At 64.0% G+C, this 22,048-nt stretch carries 23 protein-coding genes and 2 tRNA genes; 23 read left to right on the plus strand and 2 right to left on the minus strand.

The window, feature by feature from the left end:
- The first annotated feature begins 423 nt into the window (after positions 1–423).
- From ACO59D_RS02515 to ACO59D_RS02605, 19 genes are all read left to right on the plus strand, one after another.
- A complete protein-coding gene (locus ACO59D_RS02515) occupies positions 424–1,311 on the plus strand; it encodes a biotin--[acetyl-CoA-carboxylase] ligase (protein WP_485125635.1) in 888 nt (295 codons plus the stop codon).
- 178 nt (positions 1,312–1,489) lie between these two features.
- Positions 1,490–2,086, plus strand: coding sequence for a MarR family winged helix-turn-helix transcriptional regulator (locus ACO59D_RS02520; RefSeq protein ID WP_130811982.1), 597 nt, complete (start codon positions 1,490–1,492; stop codon positions 2,084–2,086).
- The gene (locus ACO59D_RS02525; RefSeq protein ID WP_130811983.1) at positions 2,086–3,063 is read left to right on the plus strand and encodes a beta-ketoacyl-ACP synthase III; all 978 of its coding nucleotides are present in this window, start codon (positions 2,086–2,088) and stop codon (positions 3,061–3,063) included. The genes ACO59D_RS02520 and ACO59D_RS02525 overlap by 1 nt, the downstream gene beginning before the upstream one ends.
- 111 nt (positions 3,064–3,174) lie before the next feature.
- The gene (locus ACO59D_RS02530) at positions 3,175–3,408 is read left to right on the plus strand and encodes a phosphopantetheine-binding protein (RefSeq protein ID WP_130811984.1); all 234 of its coding nucleotides are present in this window, start codon (positions 3,175–3,177) and stop codon (positions 3,406–3,408) included.
- A gap of 72 nt (positions 3,409–3,480) precedes the next feature.
- Positions 3,481–4,425, plus strand: coding sequence for a nitronate monooxygenase (locus ACO59D_RS02535; protein WP_130811985.1), 945 nt, complete (start codon positions 3,481–3,483; stop codon positions 4,423–4,425).
- The gene (locus tag ACO59D_RS02540) at positions 4,413–5,375 is read left to right on the plus strand and encodes an ACP S-malonyltransferase (RefSeq protein ID WP_485125636.1); all 963 of its coding nucleotides are present in this window, start codon (positions 4,413–4,415) and stop codon (positions 5,373–5,375) included. The genes ACO59D_RS02535 and ACO59D_RS02540 overlap by 13 nt, the downstream gene beginning before the upstream one ends.
- Positions 5,376–5,377: 2 nt before the next feature.
- Positions 5,378–6,130 carry a 3-oxoacyl-[acyl-carrier-protein] reductase gene (gene fabG / locus ACO59D_RS02545; protein WP_485125637.1) on the plus strand — a complete coding sequence of 251 codons (753 nt, stop codon included), beginning with the start codon at positions 5,378–5,380 and terminating at the stop codon, positions 6,128–6,130.
- 33 nt (positions 6,131–6,163) lie between these two features.
- Positions 6,164–7,411, plus strand: a complete 1,248-nt coding sequence (gene fabF, locus ACO59D_RS02550; RefSeq protein ID WP_130811988.1) for a beta-ketoacyl-ACP synthase II — start codon at positions 6,164–6,166, stop codon at positions 7,409–7,411.
- Positions 7,412–7,413: 2 nt separating this feature from the next.
- Positions 7,414–7,926: an acetyl-CoA carboxylase biotin carboxyl carrier protein gene (gene accB / locus ACO59D_RS02555; RefSeq protein ID WP_485125638.1), complete on the plus strand. Its 513-nt coding sequence runs from the start codon at positions 7,414–7,416 to the stop codon at positions 7,924–7,926.
- 8 nt (positions 7,927–7,934) lie between these two features.
- Positions 7,935–8,363, plus strand: a complete 429-nt coding sequence (gene fabZ, locus ACO59D_RS02560) for a 3-hydroxyacyl-ACP dehydratase FabZ (protein WP_130811990.1) — start codon at positions 7,935–7,937, stop codon at positions 8,361–8,363.
- A 3-nt stretch (positions 8,364–8,366) separates the two neighbouring features.
- Positions 8,367–9,704: an acetyl-CoA carboxylase biotin carboxylase subunit gene (locus ACO59D_RS02565; RefSeq protein WP_485125639.1), complete on the plus strand. Its 1,338-nt coding sequence runs from the start codon at positions 8,367–8,369 to the stop codon at positions 9,702–9,704.
- Positions 9,697–11,433: an acetyl-CoA carboxylase, carboxyltransferase subunit beta gene (gene accD, locus ACO59D_RS02570; RefSeq protein ID WP_485125640.1), complete on the plus strand. Its 1,737-nt coding sequence runs from the start codon at positions 9,697–9,699 to the stop codon at positions 11,431–11,433. Before ACO59D_RS02565 ends, accD begins: the two co-directional genes overlap by 8 nt.
- Entirely contained in the window at positions 11,430–12,323 is an 894-nt protein-coding gene (locus ACO59D_RS02575) for a DegV family protein (protein ID WP_485125641.1), read from the plus strand. The genes accD and ACO59D_RS02575 overlap by 4 nt, the downstream gene beginning before the upstream one ends.
- Before the next feature lie 198 nt (positions 12,324–12,521).
- Positions 12,522–12,971, plus strand: a complete 450-nt coding sequence (locus tag ACO59D_RS02580) for a DUF3290 domain-containing protein (protein WP_130811994.1) — start codon at positions 12,522–12,524, stop codon at positions 12,969–12,971.
- Between the two features lies 1 nt (position 12,972).
- Complete coding sequence (locus tag ACO59D_RS02585) at positions 12,973–13,632, plus strand: DUF421 domain-containing protein (RefSeq protein WP_130811995.1); 660 nt, start codon at positions 12,973–12,975, stop codon at positions 13,630–13,632.
- Between the two features lie 127 nt (positions 13,633–13,759).
- A tRNA-Pro gene (locus tag ACO59D_RS02590) sits at positions 13,760–13,836 on the plus strand.
- A gap of 887 nt (positions 13,837–14,723) precedes the next feature.
- Positions 14,724–15,101 carry a GntR family transcriptional regulator gene (locus tag ACO59D_RS02595; protein ID WP_485125642.1) on the plus strand — a complete coding sequence of 126 codons (378 nt, stop codon included), beginning with the start codon at positions 14,724–14,726 and terminating at the stop codon, positions 15,099–15,101.
- Complete coding sequence (locus ACO59D_RS02600; protein WP_485125643.1) at positions 15,098–16,012, plus strand: ABC transporter ATP-binding protein; 915 nt, start codon at positions 15,098–15,100, stop codon at positions 16,010–16,012. Before ACO59D_RS02595 ends, ACO59D_RS02600 begins: the two co-directional genes overlap by 4 nt.
- Entirely contained in the window at positions 16,012–16,692 is a 681-nt protein-coding gene (locus ACO59D_RS02605; protein WP_485125644.1) for an ABC-2 transporter permease, read from the plus strand. Before ACO59D_RS02600 ends, ACO59D_RS02605 begins: the two co-directional genes overlap by 1 nt.
- Positions 16,693–17,218: 526 nt before the next feature.
- Here the strand turns inward: ACO59D_RS02605 and ACO59D_RS02610 are convergent.
- Positions 17,219–17,587 carry a winged helix-turn-helix transcriptional regulator gene (locus ACO59D_RS02610; protein ID WP_485125645.1) on the minus strand — a complete coding sequence of 123 codons (369 nt, stop codon included), beginning with the start codon at positions 17,585–17,587 and terminating at the stop codon, positions 17,219–17,221.
- A 162-nt stretch (positions 17,588–17,749) separates the two neighbouring features.
- Between ACO59D_RS02610 and trxA the strand changes: the two genes are divergently transcribed.
- The gene (trxA, locus tag ACO59D_RS02615; RefSeq protein ID WP_485125646.1) at positions 17,750–18,067 is read left to right on the plus strand and encodes a thioredoxin; all 318 of its coding nucleotides are present in this window, start codon (positions 17,750–17,752) and stop codon (positions 18,065–18,067) included.
- Here trxA and folP read toward each other — a convergent pair.
- Positions 18,064–19,266, minus strand: a complete 1,203-nt coding sequence (gene folP, locus ACO59D_RS02620; RefSeq protein WP_485125647.1) for a dihydropteroate synthase — start codon at positions 19,264–19,266, stop codon at positions 18,064–18,066. The genes trxA and folP overlap by 4 nt on opposite strands.
- Before the next feature lie 249 nt (positions 19,267–19,515).
- Here folP and ACO59D_RS02625 point away from each other — a divergent pair.
- From ACO59D_RS02625 to ACO59D_RS02635, 3 genes are all read left to right on the plus strand, one after another.
- Positions 19,516–19,590, plus strand: a tRNA-Asn gene (locus tag ACO59D_RS02625).
- 178 nt (positions 19,591–19,768) lie between these two features.
- Positions 19,769–20,653: an ABC transporter permease gene (locus tag ACO59D_RS02630; protein ID WP_371683387.1), complete on the plus strand. Its 885-nt coding sequence runs from the start codon at positions 19,769–19,771 to the stop codon at positions 20,651–20,653.
- 68 nt (positions 20,654–20,721) lie between these two features.
- Entirely contained in the window at positions 20,722–21,831 is a 1,110-nt protein-coding gene (locus ACO59D_RS02635; RefSeq protein WP_485125648.1) for an ABC transporter ATP-binding protein, read from the plus strand.
- Positions 21,832–22,048: the final 217 nt, after the last annotated feature.

A 22,048-nucleotide genomic window follows, 5' to 3' on the forward strand; every position in this document is an offset into this window, starting at 1 on the left:
TGTCGGTCGAACAAATCAGTCTCTAGGTCTTGACTTCATATAGCTGGTCTCCGTTTCCCCTTCGCGTGGCCTCACGTCGCTAGCGTCCACAGTATATGTGGTCACAGAGGTTACCGTTGACCGAGGAGGGAAACGCCTTGCCGTCCCCCTGCCCGCGCAGGCCGTCGTCGCCGACCCTCCGAACCTCAAAACGTGTACATCTATATTCATGTGGCAGAGGGCTCCCGCATACCGGGGCATTCCAGCATGTCCAATCCCACCGCGCTCATGGCGCTCCCGGATAAGCTTGGGAGCGATTATCCCGTTGCCCGCGTCATGGGCACGGTCGTTTGTGTGTGTCGCGCGTCTTGCTTGCGGCCTCGGGGGCCTTGCTTGGGGACAAGGCGTATCCTCTTCATCGACTTGGCGCAGGTAAGGCTGGGGATGGGGGAGAGGACGTTGGCGCTTCTCGGTGCGATGATGAACGGCCTTCCGGGCATCCGTGTGGTCGAAGTGACCGAGTCGACAAACGATGACGCCATGCACCTTGGCCGTGCGGGCGCGCCGCACGGCTCCACCGTGGTCGCACGCCGCCAGACTCTGGGGCGAGGCCGTCGCGGACACGTATGGGTCTCCCCTGCAGGAGGGCTGTACCTCTCCGTGCTCGTGCGGCCACAGGTCCCCAGGGAGGCGCTCGCGGCCATCTCGGTGGCGACGGCTTTGGGGGCATTCGACGCCTGCTTGAGCCTGGGCGCCTCGGGCGTCGCGCTCAAATGGCCAAACGACCTCGTAGTCCCTATGGGGGCCAAGAACCCCTTTGGCGCTAAACTCGCCGGTATTCTCGTGGAGGTGGGGGAGGGCCCGGAGGGTGCCTTCGCCGTCTGCGGCATAGGGGTGAATCTCGTCCGGGGCGATCGTGGGGCCATATGCCCTCCTGCGGTCCGCGACGGAATGGCGGCGCCCCTGCCACCCGCCTACCTTGAGGACCTGCTGCCGGAGGCAGCCCGCCACAGGCTGCGGGATGGCCTGTGCGCCACAGCCACCGTATTCCGAGACGCTATGGTCTCGCGCGTGGACGCCTGGGCGTGCGCCCTTGGTCAGGAGCCCCCATGCGCGGGGCCGCTGTCCCCCCTTCTGCCTGACTACCTCTCCCACCTGGCCGCGCGGGGCCGTTCCGTCCTGGCCGTGTCCGCAGATGGCACCCCCATCTGCCAGGGCACGCTCGTCTCTGTTGATGCCTTCGGCAAGGCACACGTGATTGGCGGGGACGGCCATGTCACCGTACTCTCCAGCGAGCTCTGCTCCCTAAGGCCGGCGGTTCCGGGGGCGTAGGGAGGGGAACGTGCAGATTCTCTGAGTGTGCGCTTGTCGTGACAATTGCCGGCGACTTCGCTACACTGTCATTAGTTAGTTAGCCTAACTAATGACAGGTTCTGCGTCGCCTGACAGGGCGGGCCTGACAGGGCGGGCCTGACAGGGCGGCTCGCCACGACACTGCGGGGGGAGGCTTGTGTCTAAGTCGTACGAGAGACATGCGCAAGACCTGGGCCCCAGCCTCGAGGCCGGCGGTTCGAGCGTCTCTGGCGTCGACGTGAGCGACAGCGTCGCCTTCGTGTCAGAGATCTCGCGCCTCCTGAGCAACACCTACGACTCAATCGACCGCTTGGAGGAGCTCACTCGTCGCTCGCACGGCATCGACCTCTCGGTGAGCGAGCTCAACCTCATCGAAGTCGTGGGGAGGAGAACCCTCCACAGGGACGAGACAATCGGCATGTCTGACATCGCGCGGGCCCTCGACATCAAGGTGCCTTCCGCGACCTCTTCGGTGAGCAGGCTCGTGCGCAAGGGCTATGTCGAGAGACACCGCGACTCCTCGGACGCCCGCCGCGTCAACGTGGCTCTCACGCGCCGCGGCGAGAAGGTCTACCGCCTTCATGCCGTTTTCAACTGCCGCATGGCACAGGAGGTCTCGGGCGGTCTCACCATCTCGGAGCGTGAGGTGCTCCTCGATGGCATCAGGCGACTGGAGCACTTCTACGCCGAGGCGCAGCGGGCGCAGCTCGACTACCTGAACGACGTCTTCGCAAAGAGGGGTGGCGAGCGCTAGTGCCCTACACCATCATCGGGACCGGGTCGGCCCTGCCCGAGTGCGTGGTCACCAACGACGAGCTCTCGCAGTTCCTCGACACGAGCGACGAGTGGATCCGCGTGCGCACAGGCATCCGCGAGCGCCGCATATGCACCACTGAGTCGCTCGATGACCTCGCCGAGCAGGCCTCGCTCCGCGCGCTCGCCTCCGCAGGGATCGATGCCGCCGACCTCGACCTCATCGTCTGCTCCACCACCACGGGCGACCATCTCATGCCCGCCGAGGCATGCGCGGTCGCCGAGCGCTTGGGGGCCAGCTGCCCCGCGTTCGACGTCTCCGCCGCGTGCTCCGGGTTCGTCTTCGCGCTCGACGTCGCCGACGGGTACCTCGCCCGCGGCCGCGCCAGGCGCGCGCTCGTGCTCTCCGCCGAGAAGTGCTCGCGCATCATGGACTGGACCGACCGCTCGACCTGCGTGCTCTTCGGGGACGCCGCCGCGGCAGTCGTCGTGGAGTCGGGTGGTGCAAGCCCGCTCTGGACGCGTCTGCGCACCATCCCCAACGTCGCCGCGCTGGACGTTTCGGGCATCGTGGGGACGAGCCCCTTCGACCGCACGCACGACGCCGCCGGGCCCAGCGCGCTCTCGATGAGGGGCAGGAGCGTCTATCGCTTCGCCGTCACCGAGGTCTCGCGCGAACTGCGCGACATGGCGGGCGAGACGGGCGTCGCCCTCTCGGGCATCGATCACTTTGTGCTCCACCAGGCCAACGAGCGCATCATCGACGCGGTCTGCGCGCGCCTCGGACTCGACCGCTCTCGCGTGGCCGTGAACATGGCCACCACCGGCAACGTCTCGAGTGCCTGCATCCCGCTCGCGCTCGACGGCATGAGCCGCAGGGGCGAGCTGGCCCCCGGCGAGCTCGTGGCCCTCGTGGGCTTTGGCGCCGGCCTCGACGTCGCCTCGACCCTCGTGCGCTGGGAGGCCAGCCCAAGCTAGCTCCCCTCGCCAGTCCCGCGCCGCATCCCGCGGCGGCCCAAGGTATTCCGGGCGCCACCAGGCGCCCTCGTCCGCGCCGGCAGTCCCGGTGCCAGAAGAAGGAGAAGAACCATGGCAGAGTCCACCTTCGATCGCGTCGTCGCCATCCTCAAGGACCAGGAGGGCCTCGATGACGTCGAGCTTGCCCGTGACACCAACCTCGCGAGCGTCGGCCTCGACTCCATGGCCACCGTCGAGGCGGTCATGGCCTGTGAGGACGAGTTCGGCATCGAAATCGACCCCGAGGCCAACCCCAAGACCGTGGGCGAGTTCGTCGACCTCGTCGACGGGCTGCTCGCCAAGTAGCGCGGGCGCGAGCGCGGGAGAAACGCAGGAGAGCCGGGAGCAGCCGGAGCCAAGACTAAGGATCAACCTCACATGATCAAGACACCCCTCTGCGACCTGGTGGGCATTGAGAGGCCCATCTTCCAGGGCGGCATGGCGTGGATCGCAGACGCAAGCCTCGCCGCCGCCGTCTCCGAGGCAGGCGGCCTCGGCATCATCTCGGCCATGAACGCCGGTCCCGACTGGGTCCGGGACCAGATCCGTGAGTGCCGCGGACGCACGGAGAGGCCCTTCGGCGTCAACGTGATGCTCCAGAGCCCCTTCGCGGCGGACGTCGCGAAGGTCGTGGCCGAGGAGCGCGTGCCCGTCGTGGTCACGGGAGCGGGCAACCCCAGCAGGTACATGGCGGACTGGAAGGCCGCGGGCGTCAAGGTCATCCCTGTGGTCTCGTCCGTCGCGCTCGCCCGCCTGCTTGAGCGTGCCGGGGCCGATGCACTCGTCGCCGAGGGAGGGGAGTCCGGGGGCCACATCGGCGACCTCTCGACGATGGTCCTCGTGCCGCAGGTCGTGGATGCCGTCACGGTTCCGGTCCTCGCCGCCGGCGGCATCGCTGACGGCCGCCAGGTCGCTGCCGCCCTCATGCTGGGCGCGCAGGGCGTCCAGGTGGGGACGCGCTTCCTCGTCGCCCGCGAGTGCACCGTGAGCCAGGAGTACAAGGACCGCATCATCAAGGCCAAGGACCTCTCGACCATCGTGACGGGGCGCACCCTGAACGGCGCGGTGCGCTGCCTCAAGACGCCCTTCTCGCAGGAGTTCGCCCGCCGCGAGCGCGCTGGCGCGACCCCAGAGGAGCTGGGCAGGTTCGGCGCGGGGTCGCTTCGCAAGGCCGCCAAGGACGGCAACTACGAGGAGGGCTCCTTCATGGCCGGCGAGGTCGCCGCGATGGTCCACGAGGAGCAGACGGCCCGGGAGATCGTCGATGACCTCATGGGCGGTGCCGAGAGGTGCCTGGGGGAGGCCACGAGATGGATCGCGTAGACACCGCCGGCGCGCCCGCGCGCCCAAACATCGCCTTCCTCTTCGCCGGCCAAGGCTCCCAGAGACCCGGCATGGGGCAGGCGCTCTACGAGGCCAGTCCCGCCGCCCGCGTCATCCTCGACGCCGTGGAGGCGGTCCGCCCCGGCACGCGCGAGCAGTGCTTCACGGGCACCGGGGAGGAGCTCTCCCTCACCGAGAACACGCAGCCCTGCGTCTTTGCCGTCGACCTCGCCTGCGCCTGCGCGCTGCGCGAGCGCGGCATCGTGCCGGCGACCGTGGCGGGCCACTCGCTCGGCGAGGTCGCGGCCCTCGCCTTCGCGGGCGCGTTCGACGTCGCCGCGGCCACGCGCCTCGTCTGCGAGCGGGCACGCCTCATGACCGCCTGCTGCGAGGAGCACCCCGGGGCCATGCGCGCCGTCCTCAAGCTCGAGCCTGCAAAGGTCGAGGAGCTTGCGGCCAAGGCCGGCGAGGCGTGGCCCGTGAACTACAACAGCCCGCTCCAGACCGTGGTCGCCGGCTCGCCCGTCGCCTGCGAGGCCCTTGACGTCCTCGTACGTGACGCCCGAGGACGCTCTATGAAGGTTGCCGTCTCCGGTGCCTTCCACAGCCCCTACATGGCAGATGCGTCCACAGGTCTGGAGGGCTTCCTCCAGAGGGTGCCGCCCAGCGCGCCCGCGATCACCTGCTGGGCAAACCTCACGGGCGCGTCCTACGGCACTACTGCCGAGGAGGTCTCCCACACCTTGGCCGAGCAGGTCTCCCATCCGGTGCGTTGGGTGGACGAGCTTCGCGGGATGCGCGCGGCAGGCATCGACACCTTCGTGGAGGTGGGGCCGGGCCATACGCTCACGGGGCTCGTGGGTCGCACGCTCGAGGGCGTCACCACCTATAACGTCGAGAGCCCCAGCCAGCTCGAAGAGGCCGTGCGGGCGCTTGGGGGAGAGGAGTAGCCATGGCAGGGGAAAACGCTGCGAGGCGCGTGGCCATCGTCACCGGGGGGTCGCGCGGCATCGGACGGGCCTGCGCCGAGAGGCTCGCCAGAGACGGCTTCGACGTCGCCATCGTCTATGCCGGCAACCGGGGGGCGGCCGAGGAGTGCGTGGCCGCGCTCGAGGGGCTCGGCGCCCGCGCCGCCTGCTACTGCTGCGACGTATCTGATGCCGAGGCCGTGAAGGCCACGGTTGGGCAGGTGACTGACGACTTTGGTCCCGTCTGGGCCCTCGTGAACGACGCCGGCATCACCCGCGACGGCCTCTTCGCCCGCATGCGCGACGAGGACTTCGACCGCGTAATCGACGTCAACCTCAAGGGCACGTTCAACATGGTGCGCGCCCTGGCAAGGAACTTCGTGCGCCAGAGGGGCGGACGCATTGTGAACGTGAGCTCCGTCGTGGGACTCCACGGCAATGTCGGCCAGGTCAACTATGCCGCCTCCAAGGCCGGCGTCGTGGGCCTCACCAAGTCCGTGGCCCAGGAGCTCGCCGGCCGCGGCGTCACCGCGAACGCCGTCGCCCCCGGCTTCATAGAGACCGACATGACGAGAGGGCTCTCCCAGGAGGCGCGTGACAGCTATGCCGCGCGCATCCCCCTGGGCAGGCTCGGGACGACCGAGGAGGTCGCCAGCGTGGTGGCGTTTCTCGTCTCCGACGCCGCGGGCTACGTTACGGGCGAGGTCATCCAAGTAGACGGCGGGCTCTGCATGTAGGTGCCCGGCAGCCACGCCACGAGAGGGGATTAGATGAATCGCAGAGTTGTCATCACGGGCATGGGGGCCATCACCCCCGTGGGGAACACCGCACCCCAGAGCTGGGATGCGCTCGTCCACGGCAAAAGCGGCATCGGCAAGATCTCGGCCTTCGACACCACGGGCTTCCGCGTGAGCGTAGCCGCTGAGGTCAAGGGCTTCGACGCCGCCCAGGCCTTGGGCAAGTCCGAGGCGCTGCACAACGACCGCAACGTCCAGTTTGCCCTCGTGGCCTCCGACGAGGCCATGGCGTCTTCTGGCCTTGACGCCGAGGGCGCCATCGATCCGGAGCGCTTGGGCGTCTACGTGGGCTCGGGCGTGGGGGGGATTGGCACCGCCGAGGCACAGGTGGGCCGTCTCGACGCAGGCGGGGCTCGCAAGGTCTCGCCCTTCTTCGTGCCCATGATGATTGCGAACATGGCCACAGGGCAGATCTCCATTCGCCACCATGCCCTTGGTCCCACGCTTCCCATTGTCACCGCCTGTGCCACAAGCACCAACGCCATAGGCGAGGCCTATCGTGCCATCCGTCACGGCTATGCAGACGCCATCCTCGCTGGAGGTACCGAGGCGGCTATCGTGCCCGTCTCCATTGCCGGCTTCACCAACTGCCGCGCCCTCACCACCAACCCCGATCCCGCCTGCGCCTGCCGTCCCTTCGACGCCAACCGCGACGGCTTTGTCATGGGCGAGGGTGCCTGCGTCCTCGTCCTGGAGGAGCTTGGTCATGCCCTTGCCCGCGGCGCGAGCATCGTGGCCGAGGTTAGGGGCTACGGCAACACTGCTGACGCCTACCACATCACGAGCCCGGATCCAACGGCCGCAGGCATCACGCGTGCCATCAGGCGGGCCGTGGAGGAGTCCGGGCTCGACGCCGCTCAGGGTCTCTATGTGAACGCCCATGGCACGTCTACCAAGCTCAACGACAAGACCGAGACCCAGGGCCTGAAGCAGGCGTTGGGCGATGCCACCGCTCATGCCGCGCACATCTCGTCCACCAAGTCCATGACCGGCCACATGCTGGGCGCCACCGGCGCCGTCGAGGCTATGGCCTGCGCCTGCGCCCTGCGCGACTCCGTCGTGCCGCCCACGATTGGCCTTGCGACTCCGGATGTGGACTGCGACCTCGACTACACGCCTGGTCACTCCGTGCCCTTCGACGGGGCTTGGGCCATGTCGACGTCCCTCGGCTTCGGCGGCCACAACGCTGTGATTGTGCTTCGTCGCTTCGAGGGGGAGTAGCCATGGACACCACAAGCAGCCGCATAGATGCACTGGCCAAGGTCATGCAGGAGCGCGGGCTTGCCCGCGTGAGGGTCGAGGAGGGTGGCGACTCCATCGAGATGGAGCGCCCCGAAGCCTTCCCGGTGGCAGCACCGCTCGCAGCCCCCGTGGCCCCTGCGGCTCCCGCGCCCTCCCGTCCGGAGGAGGTCCCATCCGCGCCAGACGCCAAGCCTCCGGAGGCACCGGTGGAGGCCTCCGAAGCCACAGGCCCTGCCGAGAGGCCCCTTGACATGACCAGGGTCATCGCGGTGAAGGCACCCATGGTCGGCGTCTTCTATGCTGCGCCCGCGCCCGGTGCCGAGCCCTTCGTGCACGTGGGCTCAAAGGTCAAGAAGGGTGACACGCTCTGCGTCATCGAGGCCATGAAGGCCATGAACGAGGTCACGTCCGAGGCCGATGGCGAGATCGTGGACATCTGCGTGAGCGACGGCGAGCTCGTCGAGTTTGGCTGCGTGCTCATGAAGGTCTACTAGGGGGGCTCATGAACCGAGAAGATATCGAGGCCATCCTGCCGCACCGCCCGCCCATGCTCCTCGTCGACGACTGCGAGCTCGTGGGTGGCCATGCCATTGGCCACACCCATGTCACGGGCGACGAGTTCTTCGTCCGGGGGCACTTCCCCGGAAACCCCGTTGTCCCTGGCGTCATCCTCTGCGAGATGCTTGCCCAGAACTGCTGCGTCCTTCTCGCCCAAGACGGCTCTACCCAGGGTGCCACGCCCTATTACACGAGCCTCGACAAGGTGCGCTTCAAGCACCCCGTGTGCCCTGGCGACACCGTGGAGCTCGACTGCACGGTCACGCGCTCGCACGGCATGTTCCACTTCGCCCATGGCGAGGCTCGCGTGGGGCAGACCATCTGCTGCATCGCGGACATGTCGTTCGCGCTGGTGCCAGAGAAAGACGTGTAGGCCATGTTCCAGAAGGTCCTCATCGCAAACAGGGGAGAGGTCGCGGTCCGCGTCATCCGCGCATGCAAGGAGATGGGCGTCAGGACCGTGGCCGTCTACTCCACGGCCGACAGCGAGGCGCTGCACGCCACGCTCGCTGACGAGGCCTACTGCATAGGCGGCCCCCGCGCGAGCGAGTCCTACCTCAACACCGAGGCCATCCTCACGGTTGCTCTGGCCTCCGGGGCGTCCGCCATACACCCCGGCTATGGGTTTCTCTCGGAAAACGTCGAGTTCGCGCGAGCCTGCTGCGAGCACGGCCTTGTCTTCGTGGGCCCCAGCCCCGAGGTCATGCAGCTCATGGGCGACAAGGACGAGGCGCGCCGCACCGCGCGGGCCGCGGGCGTTCCGGTAGTCCCCGGCTGCGACCTTCTGGAGTCTGCTGAGCAGGCCGAGAAGGAGGCGTGCCGCATTGGCTGCCCCGTGCTGGTGAAGGCGCGCGCGGGTGGCGGCGGGCGCGGCATCCGCAAGGTCGAGCGCCCCGAGGAGGCGCGAGCCGCCTTCGAGACCGCAAGCGCAGAGGCAAAGGCTGCCTTCGGCGACGGTATGTGCTACATGGAGAGGTTCGTCTCGCCCTCCCACCACGTCGAGGTGCAGGTTATTGCCGACAAGTACGGCCACGTGCTCTCCCTGGGCGAGCGCGAGTGCTCCGTTCAGCGCAGGAACCAGAAGCTCCTCGAGGAGAGCCCGAGCCCCTGCCCCGCGCTCACAGACGACGTGCGCCTGCGCATGGAGAAGTGCGCCCGCGACCTCGCCCGCTTGGTGGGCTACGAGGGCCTGGGCACCATCGAGTTCCTCCTGGAGGATGACGGCAGCTTCTGGTTCATGGAGATGAACACCCGCCTGCAGGTGGAGCACCCCGTGACGGAGTTCGTGACCGGCGCGGACCTCGTGAAGTGGCAGCTCCGCGTGGCTGCGGGTGTCCCCCTGGACGCCACCCAGGAGGACGTCGGCGTGACGGGGCACGCCATCGAGTGCCGCATCAACGCCGAGACGGCGGACTTCCTGCCCTCCTGCGGCGGCATCACGATGCTCCATGTGCCCAACGGCCCCTGGGTGCGCTTCGACTCCGCGCTCTACGTGGGCTGCGTCGTGCCCCCCTACTATGACTCGCTCTTGGGCAAGCTCATCGTGTACAGCCCCACGCGCGAGGAGGCCATCCGCAAGATGCGCTCGGCCCTGGGCGAGCTTGTGATCGACGGCGTCGAGTGCAACGCGGACCTCCAGCTTGACATCCTTTCCAACGAGGAGTTCCTCTCGGGGAACTACCACACGAGCCTGATGGAGCATCTCTATGACTAACCCGCGCGAGAAGAGCGCAAACGAGCTCGAGGGGCCCGTCACCGAGGTCCCCATAGACGTACCGCCCCGCATGGTGCTCGTGCGTTGCCCCCACTGCCGCCACGTGGTCGAGGCGGAGCTGCTCTCCCAGAACCTCGACGTGTGTCCGCGCTGCGGCCACCACATGCGCCTCTCTGCGCGCCAGCGCATCAAGATCACCGTGGACGACGACAGCTTCGTCGAGTGGGACGCCGAGCTTGCCCCCCATGACCCCCTTGCGTTTCCCGGCTACCGGGAAAAGATAGATGAGGCGCACGCAAAGTCGCACGAGCGCGAGGCTGTGGTATGCGGCGAGTGCGCGATTGGCGGCGAGCGCTGCGCCATCTTCGTCATGGACTCCGGCTTCATGATGGGCTCCATGGGAAGCGCCGTGGGCGAGAAGATCTGTCGCTGCTTCGAGCGGGCCGCCGAACGCGGCCTGCCGGTTGCGGGCTTCACCGTCTCCGGCGGCGCCCGCATGCAGGAGGGTGTGACCTCGCTCATGCAGATGGCCAAGATCTCTGCAGCGGTAAGGCGCCATGGCGAGAGGGGCCTCCTCTACGTGGCCGTCCTCACCGACCCAACCACGGGCGGCGTTACGGCGAGCTTTGCCATGGAGGCCGACATCTGCCTTGCCGAGCCGGACGCGCTCGTTGCTTTCGCGGGCCCGCGCGTGGTGGAGCAGACCACGCACAAGCGGCTGCCCGCCGGCTTCCAGCGGGCCGAGTTCCTTCTCGCACACGGCTTCCTCGACATGGTGGTGGAGCGCAAAGACGTCCCTTCAGCCCTTGCCTACCTGCTCTTCCTTCACAACCGTGATGCCTGGGGAGATCCCTCTCACGAGGTCCCGCGCTGCAGTGCGGCCTTCCCCGAGACCCCGCGCTGGCCGGTGCCCAAGCACCTGCAGAAGCCTCTGCCCCAGGATGGCGTCACGCCCTATGACCTTGTGCGGCGAGTGCGCGACACAAATCGTGCCAGCGTGCCCGCCGTGGCCGAGCAGGCCTTCTACGGCCTCGTCGAGCTCCATGGCGACCACGCCTTTGGCGACGACCCCGCCATTGTAGGCGGCATCGCGCTTCTGGGCGGACGCCCCGTGACCGTCATCTGCACGGACCGTGGCCGCACCACGAAAGAGCGCGTGGCCAGGAACTTCGGGTCGCCGGAGCCCGAGGGCTACCGCAAGGCCCTGCGCCTCATGCGCCAGGCCGAGAAGTTCGGACGACCCGTGGTATGTCTCGTCGACACCTCCGGGGCATTCCCGGGCATGGAGGCTGAGGAGCGCGGGCAGGGCGCGGCCATCGCCGACGACATCGTGGCCATGAGCGGCCTTGCCGTCCCCGAGGTGAGCGTCATCATGGGGGAGGGTGGCTCCGGCGGTGCCATCGCACTTGCGACTGCCGACTGCGTGCTCATGCTCTCTGACGCGGTCTACTCCGTGGTGAGCCCGGAGGGTTGCGCTACCATACTGTGGAAGACGGCTCGCCGCGCCCCCGAGGCTGCGGAGGCCTTGGGCATTACGGCGCCAACGCTCGAGCGCCTGGGCATCGTGGACGGCTCGATAGACGCCCAGGGCCTGGGGACGCCGGAGTTCGCCTTCCGGCTCGCCGAGCGTCTCCAGACGGAGCTTGAGCCGCTCGTGCAGATGGATGCCAAGGAACTTGTGGAGAGCCGCTACGAGAGGTTCAGGAGGATGGGGAGGTTCGATGCATGAGCGAGGCCAACGCTATGAGTTCCAACGAGTGCAAGGTCAGGCCCATAGGCATCGTCTGTGACTCCACTGCGCCGCTCACGCGCAAGGAGGCCGCTGCCCTGGGCTGTGCGCTCGTCTCGATGCACTACCTTGTGGACGGCGTAAGGCGCGCCGAGGTCTACGAGGGGGAGAACGGCGACTATGATACCCTCTACAAGAACGCGAAGGTCTTGGGCACGGAGGCTGTCTTCCCCTCAGTCTTCGTGGGGGAGTTCAGGCGCCTTCTGGACGGGGGCTCGGACGTCTTGTGCATCACGATGTCCTCGCGCCTCTCGGGTACGTACAGGAGCGCCGTCGAGGCCAAGACCCAGCTCGTTGCCGAGGGTGTTGATCCCGGGAGGATTGCCGTCATCGACTCCTGGACCACCTCTGGCGGGCTTGACTTCCTCATCAGCCGCGCACGCCGCCTCATCGTGGGCGGCTCCACGCTTGCCGAGGTCGTCTCGCAGCTGGAGGGAGCCCGCGCGCGCCAGGGCATCGTGTTCACCGTACCCCGGCTTGACGTGCTGCGCCGCTCTGGCAGGCTCGGCGCCACGAGGAGGGCGGTCGCCGGCAAGCTCGATCGCTACCTCATCATGATCCTCGACCAGGGCGGCATTCGTGACGTGGACGTGGCACACGGTACCGTTGCCGTTGCCCGCTCGCTCGTGAGGCAGGTCCCGGAGGGCGCGCGCACGGGACCTCTCATTGTGACGGGCTACGGGAGCTCGGACGCGACGCGGGCCGTGGTCGGCTGCATCCACCGGCGCCTTCCCAAGGCCGAGGTCACCGTGCGCGACGGTGGGCCGGTGGTCTCGCTCCATCTGGGCGTGGGCTCCGTGAGCCTGGCGTGGGACGTGCCGGCCGAGTAGGGTGCCTGGCGCTTTGCGCCGGGCGGTGGCGGATGGTACCGCCCCTATGTGGAGTTTGGCGAGAGTTCGGGAAGTGGTCCCGCGCCTGCCCAGTCGGCAGAAGTCTCACCTGCAAGAACCTGCTAGGCTACGACGGGTGCTGGCCAGGGGAGGCTGGGCTACACCGTAGGCAGGCATCGCAGGAAACAGGGGTGGCGCATGGACTTCTATAACCTCGATTACATCGTATCGCACCAGTCGGCAGACTCGGCCGTTCGCGTGGTGATGATTCTCGTCCTGCTTCTGGCTGGCGTCATCTCCAACGTGCTCTACCTGCGTGGCAGGATGCGGACTCGCTGGAGGGACGCGGGGATAGGCGCCCTCGTCCTCTCACTGGTCCTGGTGGGCGTTCAGGTCGAGCAGTACCTCCAGGTGAGCGACCAGATGTCCCAGTCCCAGCTACTGGTGAGCTTCATCGAGGGGGTTGCCGTAGACCAGGGCGTTTCGGTAGACGAGGTGCTGGTCAATTCGACATCCCTGCGTGACGGCATCATCGTGCGCTTCAACGAGGAGGACTACCTCGTCCACCTCAATGATGACGACAACTCCTACACGCTCGAGCGGACGCACATCATCGACCACAACGTCTACGTGAACGGGAGGCGCTGACATGGGCTTCTACACGCTGACGGCCGTCAAGTTCGCGCTTGGCATGCTCGTGATGATTCTTCAGATAAACATCCTCGGGAAGCACGAGTTCTCGCTCAACACCCCGCTCAACCAGGTGCAGAACTATGTGCTGGGCGGCATCATAGGTGGCGTGATCTACAACACGTCGGTCTCGGTGCTTCAGTTCCTGATCGTGCTTCTCATATGGTCGCTTGTCGTGGTGGTGGCGAAGCTTCTCTTCGAGAGCAGCAAGGCGCTCAGACACGTCGTCGCCTTCCAGCCCGAACTCCTCGTCTGCGACGGGAAGGTGGATGTCTCGCGCTGCGAGAAGGTGGGCCTCGCGGCGGAGCAGCTCAGCCGGAGGCTACGCGAGGAGGGCATCCCCCGCATAAGAGATGTGGAGGCGGCCGTCATGGAGACCGACGGCAGGCTCACCGTCCGCGCGCGCGGTACGCAGAGCAGGGGGCCGCTGCTGCCCCTGGTGAGCGACGGCTGGTTGGTGGATGACGGGCTTCGGCTCGCAGGCAAGGACGAGGCCTGGGTGATGGGGCAGCTCAGGGCACAGGGGTATGTCTCGGTGCGGCAGGTCTTCTTGGGCGAGCTCGTGGACGGGAACCTTGAGGTGGTGCCATTCGCAAAGGCCAGGGGCCGCAGGGGGTAGTAGTGCCGGACGTGGGCCAGGTGGGTCCTATGTCGACAACAATTTCGAGGTTCTGGCGGTTTCCAGTTGATGTGCCGTCGGCCCCGTGTTAGAGTATCTACTCGTGTGGGAGATGGCTCGCACGAAACGGGTGGTGGCGCAGCTTGGTAGCGCACTTGACTGGGGGTCAAGGGGTCGCTGGTTCGAATCCAGTCCACCCGACCACGAGACAGCAGGTCAGACGGGGTGTTTTCCGCCTGGCCTTTTCTTTTGCACCACCTCAACCTGTGGGCAATCTCCAAATGCCGCATGCCAGTACACCAAACGCGATTCAGCGAGCGGCAGTTCGAATTAACGTGCGCCTTGCAGTTATACGAACCTCACATTCGAGTGTGAACCGTACGTCACCGATTGCCGCGATGCCACTTACCGCGGCTTGAACGGAAGGTCGGAATGGCTCTTCGTTCAGTCGATGGAAAGAAGAAGGAGTCACTTTGCACGAAATGGCCCTATCGCCGGGAAATCTGGACTCCGCTGCACAAAACGGACCTACCGCTGGGTGCTTTTTGCGCATCGGTTTCGATATTGATGGAATGTATCCATATATTTGATAGTTTTAGCTAAGATATACATAACCATGAAAATGTAGTTGCGTAATTTATATTAATCCCATTAAACGCCCCGCGATAGCGCGGTTTTGTGCAGTGGTATCACAATCTCCCAGCGATAGCACCGTTTTATGCGTCCCATGAGTCCTCTAGAGCAACTTGCGGACACCCCACAGCAACGACCTTTCCCAGTACCGCTTGCCCCCATTGTTACCGCAGCAAAATCTATGTGCCGGCGCAAAGCCCATCGAGACAGACGCCAGCCCGGGAACTGGCTGTTCAGGCATCTCATCCCCGAGCCAAATACCAGGATGGGCATCAGGTCGTACGAGCAGAGCTTCCTAAGCTTGTGAGGTGCGCTCTTCTTTTGCTCTGGTATTGCCGTGAACGGTACTTCGAACGTGACTCCGATGGGCCATTACTCCTCAAAACCTTCAACATAGTATTGACATTACCGTATATATACGATATATACGGTAATAACAGTAGAGTGGAGATGAGCCCATGGTAGACATTCTGCTTTCGAACACATCGGGAAAGCCCATTTATGAGCAGGTCGCCGATGGAATCAGGGCTCAGATCATGTCAGGGGACTTAAAGGCGGGGGAGCAGCTACCATCCATCCGCCAGCTCGCGGCGAATCTGAGAATATCGGCAATCACGACAAAGCGAGCCTACTCGGACCTCGAAGCCCAGGGCTTTATTGCAACGGTACCCGGCAAGGGCTCCTTCGTAGCGGAGGACACCCTTGGCCTCATCCGCGAAGAGCAGCTGCGGCTCGTTGAGACAAACCTTGCGACGGCCGTAAAAGAGGCGCACACGATAGGGCTTTCCCTGGAAGAGCTCCGTGACATGCTCAATTTGGAATGGGAGGAATCATGAGTACGACGTCTGCATCCTTGGCATTCGACAGACTCGTGAAGCGCTACTCCGGCTTCACGGCCGGCCCCATTACACTGGACGTGCCCAAAGGCACTGTCTGCGGCCTTATCGGCCAGAATGGCGCCGGCAAGACGACCCTCATTCGATCTGCGCTCGGCCTCGTGAGGCCCGACTCTGGACGTATCTTCCTGTTCGGCAGAAATCCGGCAGAAGCGCCTTCGCAAGAGACGCTCGCTCTGAAGCAGAGGGTCGCCTCCGTCGCAGCCGTTTGCCCCTATCCCGGCGAGTACACGACGGAAGACATTGTGCGCGTCGAATGTGGTCTCTACCCTTGCTTCGACATCGCCTATTTCGATGCGCTTCTCGGCCGCTTTGGGCTTGCTGAGAAAGACAGGGATTTCCGGCATGCCAGCATCAAGACCTTCTCGCGCGGACAGGGCATGAAGCTCCAGATTGCGCTTGCCCTGGCCACGGGGGCAGAGCTCCTTCTCCTCGATGAGCCGACGGCCGGACTCGATCCCGTCGTGCGCGAGGAGGTGCTGTGCGCCTTGCGCGAGCACCTGGCCCAGGCCCCGGAGACCTCGGTTCTCATCTCCTCTCACATCACGTCTGACCTCGAGTCCCTTGCCGACCGCATCCTCCTTATGGACAAAGGCCTGATCTGCTTTGCCGAGGACACCGACGTTCTCGAGGAACGTTTCGCCACGCTTGCTATGAGAACTGCCGACTTCGAGCAGGAGCGGGGTGCGCTGAGAGAGGCGGGGGTCACTCGCTGCCTTGCGGAAGGCGGGCATGTGCTTCTCCTGGTAGAGGACCGTAGGCGTCTTGAGCGCGCCTTCCCGAGTCTTTCCCTCGACACGCTTTCCCTCGACGTTCTTCTTCGCCTTGCCGTGAAAGGAGAGGATCTGTGATGATGAAAAGTCTGCTTCTCAACGAATGGTTCTCGTTTCGCCACTCCCTGAAGGCCCTCGCCACCATGCTTATGTTTGCTGCGGTGATTTTCATCCCTAGCTTTATGGAGGGAAGCGCGACGCAGCTCATTGTTCCTGTCTGCCTCGTCTCTTCCCTCCTCGGAGGCACGATTCCGTTCTATTTTTGCATCCAGGTCTTTGCGGCTGACGAGAAGAGCCAATGGAGGGAGGCCCTGCTTGCACTTCCCACCACGCCTCAAGGTGTGGTGCTAGCCCGCTATCTTTTCTGCCTCATGCTGCTTGCCATCTGCCTTTCTCTTTCGCTCGTGGTAGATGCTGTGGTATTGGCCGCCTCTGGGAGTGGGCCTGACCTCTTCATATCGGAGCAGCTCTTCCTGATTCCCATGTCCATTCTCTTCATTTTCCTCGCAATCCTCGCCCTTCTTGTACCCCTGCTCTATGCCTTTGGCCAGAGAGGGTACGTGGCGGTTCTCGTCTTTCCTCTTGCCCTTGGTGTTGCCGCTCCCATGTTGAAGCCCAGTATCGAGCCCGTCGTGATCTATTTGGTTCAGGAGAACCTGTCGGGTCTGCTTGTTGCCATCCTCGTCGTCATAGGCCTTGTGCTCTACGTAATCTCCTACCTCATCTCAACCCGAATCATGAAGCGCCGCTCGTTCTAAGCGCCATTGCAGGCGTGGGCGCGTGGTTGCCTTTTTGGTCAGAATTGGCGGTTGGTGGCAGTTTTCGGGGATACCCCGAGTACAAAGAGATTTAGTAATTGATAAAATGCAGGTCAGAGATTTGCGCCTGTGTCTATGTCATATAAGGTGTTGTACAAATTCTGCCACCAACCGTCAAAGTAGGTTTTGGCCTTCGACACCGGCCTTTGTCAACTGCGGGGTTCTCGGCCGTTACGCCGTCTCGCCCACAGCCATGCAGTGGAACCGACGAAAACCGCAGCCACCCATAATGATGATAGCGACAACCAGGCCGGCAGACGGTACCCATTTCCTAGATTGACGGTTGGTGGCAGCTTCGAGCAAATTCTTGATATGTTATGTTTTTAGTCATAATTTGTCTACCTGGTATTTATCAGAAATGCAATTAGTTAATACTCAGGGGCATCCCCTAAAACTGCCACCAACCGTCAACTCATGCCATCAGCTACGCTTGAAGCGACGGGCGCAGGCAACCAGGCCGCCTCGACTACCCCTGGAGCGACGCCTCGCCCCACTCCCTGAGTTCCATGAGGATGGGAATCAACGATTGGGCGCGCGGCGTGAGGCTGTACTCCACGCGAACGGGCATTTCCGGGTACTGCCTGCGCTTGACGAGGCCGTCGGTCTCGAGCTCCTTGAGCGATGAGGCTAGCATGGTGTTGGTAATCCCATGGACAAGTCTCTTGAGTTCGCCGTAGCGTAGCTCCTCGGACTGCGAGAGGGCAACCAGCAGTAAGATCTTCCACTTGCCGCCGATGGCGTCTAACACGCGACGTAGTGCGCATCCGGATCCCGTGATGCTGGGGTCGGCGCTGCCCAGGCAAGGGGAGACTGCCTTCTGCTGGTCTGTGGTCATGGTCAGATATTCCTTACCACCTAAATATAAATTGCGTACTTGCTCAGCATTTTATACCACCTATGCTGGTACTCAAGAAACGGATGCGTCCCCAAGGGGCGCTCACGTGGCCAGCGCCGCAAAGCCAGGGCGGTCACGTGACAGCGGAGAAGGAGTTTTGTCATGGAGTACCAGTTCACGTCCAGAAACTTCCAGCAGGAGGTTCTCGACAGCAAACGGCCCGTCCTCGTCGACTTCTACGCAAACTGGTGCGGTCCGTGCCGCTCGATGATGCCTACGATTGCCCAGCTTGCAGACGAGTACAACGGCCGCGTGAAGGTCGGCAAGGTCAACTCCGACGAGGAGCCGGAGCTTGCGCGGCAGTTTGGGGTCATGAGCATCCCCGCGTTCTTCATCCTGAAGGACGGCAAGATCGTTGACCAGATGGTTGGCGCCATGCCCAAGCCTGCGCTTGAACAGCGCCTCAACGCGCAGCTCTAAACGATGTGGCTGCATTCGGGGGAATCCCGAGTGCATGATGCTGGGGAAGCGAGCATTGCCAGCCCGTCCACGGCCGCATCAACCGCACGCTGGAATGGGACGCTGTCCAGCCCTGTCTCGACGGTCACGCGAAGCGCTCCGCCGCCGCCCTCGACCTGTCTCACACGGGAGAGGGGCATGCCGTCTATTGCTGCAATGACCTGCTGCCTGCTTGCGCTGGCGGCAAGGGAGAGTGGAAGCGTGACGGTGGAGCTCCAGGGCTCGGAGGCAGCCCAGAACCCATCTAGGGCCTGAGCCATGCCGGCAACGTCGTGGACGCGCAGGATGCGTGCCCCGCGAGCGACCGCCGCAAGCGAGATTCCAATGGTTGCATCGTCACGATCTGCTGCCGCGACAACGCCGCTTACGGTGCCAACGAAGCGCTTGCGCGAAACAGCGCACATGAGGGGGTATCCAAGGCTTGCCAGCTCACTGGTGGCGCGGAGAATGACGATGTTGTCCTCGGGGCTCTTGCCAAAGCCCACGCCCGGGTCAAGGCAGATGCGAGATGCCGCGACGCCATGTGCCTCGAGGTCGTGAGCGCGGTCGAGAAGATACCCCCCAAGTAGCTTCATGACGTGGGCGGAGTCGGGGAGAAGCGGACTGCCCTTCTCGGCCTCCCAAGATCTATCGCCCGCGGAGGCGCCACCCATGAGGGCGGACAGATCGTCCTTGTCGGCTGATGCCATGACCGCGGAGCTGCTGGTGGCCGCACCAGACACGGGACCCGAGTGCATGACCACGCATCCGCAGCCGGAGCTTGCGGCAACGTTGGACATCCTGGGGTCCGAGAAGCCCGTCACGTCGTTGATGATTTGGGCGCCAAGGTCAACGCATCGGCGCGCGACCTCGGGATGGCGCGTGTCAATCGAGACGAGCGCACCCTCCTTCACAAGCCAGCGCACCGTGGGCTCCAGGCGGCGGAGCTCCTCGTCTGGCTCAACGGGAGTGAATCCCGGGCGCGTGGACTCGCCCCCGACGTCGATAAGGTCCGCACCATCTGCCAACATGCGCTCGGCCGTCGCGATTGCCGCCTCGGGGGCGTTATGCGTCCCTCCGTCGGAGAAAGAATCGGGGGTCACGTTGAGGACCCCCATCACGCGGGGGCGTGACAGGTCGAGAGTAACGTCCGAGCAGTTCCAGATCGGTGAAATCGGCATAACGGTCTCCCTGGGCACATGGTCGGACCGCCCCGAGCCAGCGTTGTTCGGCGTCGCTGCCGGTTGGGCGCGGTAGGCCCAACGATTGAAATGATACAGAACATCAGTAGTGGGGTGAAGCGGGAGTCGGCTGGGTGGGGTATTGGTGCCGTTGGGGAGTGCCGTTCGCATCTGGTCGCGAGAAAAAAGTTCAAAATGACGGTTGCATCCCTCGAGGCAACCCGTATACTTATTTCTCACATTGAACATTCCCCGGTGGCGCAGTGGTAGCGCAGCTGACTGTTAATCAGCGTGTCGCAGGTTCGAATCCTGCCCGGGGAGCCAGAATTTGATGAGTGGGGCGGCATCAGCCGCCCCACTTTTTGCATCGCTTGGCCTTGGGCGCTGCCTGCTAAGCCCTCTGCCGTTTATGTGACAGCTGAGCCCCTGTGCTAGCATTTTTGCAAACACATGGCACCCGGGGGGCACATATGCCCCAATAATTCCTTCGACGGGAGGAACCTTGGCATCAGACATCGAGTCCGCGGAGAGGGACGCGAATCAGGCAGCAGTGACAGCTCCTGTCGCCGCGGTCCCAGTGCATGTAACCTCCGCGCGCGACGCGTGGTATCCTGCGGGTAAACGCGACCTCTTCATCCTGCGCGAACTTGTCTCGAAGGACTTCAAGCTCAAGTATCGCCGCAGCGTCCTCGGCGTCATCTGGAGCGTGCTCAACCCACTCTTGATGATGCTTGTGATGTCGCTGGTCTTCTCGTTCTTCCTTCGCTACGACAACATCGAGCACTACCCGCTATACCTCATCGTGGCCAACATCACGTGGCAGGTCTTCTCGGATTCAACCAATTCCGGCATGATGTCAATCATCGATGCGGCGCCGCTGCTCAAAAAGGTGCGTGTCAAGAAGGCCGTCTTCCCGGTCGAGAAGGTCCTGTTCTCTCTGGTCAACTTCCTCTTCTCGCTTATCGCCGTCTTTGTCGTCATGTTATGGGAGGGCGTGGCGCCTACGCCCCTGATCCTTTTGGCCCCCGTCTGCATCGCACTGCTCATGCTGTTCTGCGTGGGACTCTCGCTTCTCCTCTCGGCACTCGCCGTCTTCTTCCGTGACCTCGTGCACCTGTGGGGCGTTCTTCTCATGGCGTGGATGTATGCGACGCCGCTCTTCTGGCCCGTCTCGATGATCGAGCAGGTCCCTTACCATGCCGTTCGCGTTCTCATGTACGCAAACCCCATGTACAACTTCGTCACCTTCATGCGTGACACGGTGATTTACGCGACCATACCTCCCACCGAGGTGATTGTGAGCTGCGTTGTGTGGGCGCTGGTCTCGCTTGCCTTGGGCTACCTGGTATTTCGCACCAAGGAGCATCGCTTCATCCTCTTCATCTAGCATCCAGGCCGGGCGGTCGCTTCAAGCGACCGCCCACAGGCCCAAACCGTAAGGTCAGGTGGCACAAAGTGCAGGACACGCTCAAACTGGACGGCGGCGGAAGCGTCTTTCTCGGCCTCTCCTCCACATCCATCCGCGTGGGTGACACGCTCCAGGTCACACCGCATTTTCGTGGGGTCGAGAGGGAGAGCTACCTCTGCAACTACGTCTGGAACCTGGACGGCAGCTGGGAGAAGGGCGACTTCGATTCCACCATTGAGCGCATGGGGCATACCATTCCCCAGTACACCTGGGAGTTTGTGCCAAAGCGACCTGGACGCTACCGCATCGCCGTGGACATCGAGGACTCCAACAGGCGCTTCCTCGGTAACGTCGAGCGTTGGATCATTGTGGCGGGCAAGAACAGCTTCATGCGTCCGTCCGTCCCGTCACCAGACGCCCCCACGGCGGTTCTCGCTGACGATGTCTCGATGATCTTCAACATCGCTTCCGAGCAGTACAACTCCCTCAAGGAGTACTTCATTGCGGCCGCCAGGCACGAGCTCACGTTCAAGGAGTTCCGCGCGCTTGACCACGTTTCTTTCGAGGTCAAGCGTGGCGAGGCGTTTGGCCTGGTAGGGACCAACGGCTCCGGCAAGTCGACCATGCTCAAGATCATCGCGGGAGTGCTCGAGCCCTCGTCCGGCAAGGTCAACGTGGCGGGCACCATCGCGCCCCTCATCGAACTTGGCGCAGGCTTTGACATGGAGCTTACCGCCAAGGAGAACATCTATCTCAACGGCGCACTCCTCGGCTACCGGAAGGACTTCATCGAGGAGCACTTCCAGGACATCGTCGACTTTGCCGAGCTCGATGGCTTCATGGACATGCCCCTCAAGAACTACTCCTCGGGCATGGTCGCGCGCATCGCCTTTGCCATCGCCACGGTGACCGAGCCCGACATCCTCATCGTGGACGAGACCCTCTCTGTGGGCGACTTCCTCTTCCAGCAGAAGTGCGAGTGCCGCATTAAGGAGCTGGTCGAGTCCAACAACGTGACCGTGCTTCTCGTGAGCCACGACATCAGTCTTGTTGAGCGCATCTGCGACCGCGTGTGCTGGATCGAGAAGGGCCACATGCGCATGCTGGGCGAGACGGACGAGGTCTGCGAGGCGTATCGCTCACTCGAACGGGAGTAGGGGCTGGGCCTTTGCGAGTCCGGGCCCCGCTGTGCGCAATTTCGGCGGTCCGGCTCCAACGCCTGTCAACAATCCGCGGTCGTGCGTACGCACGATGGTGGGAATTTGACGATTTCGACCTTCTGAAGAGGCCATTAGGCAGAATTGCTCGGTCATGCGTACGCACAATCGACGCTTTCTGACATTGCGCTGACATTTGTCCAGTTGGCTGAGAAGG

It is taken from the genome of Tractidigestivibacter sp. (genome assembly GCF_057241865.1).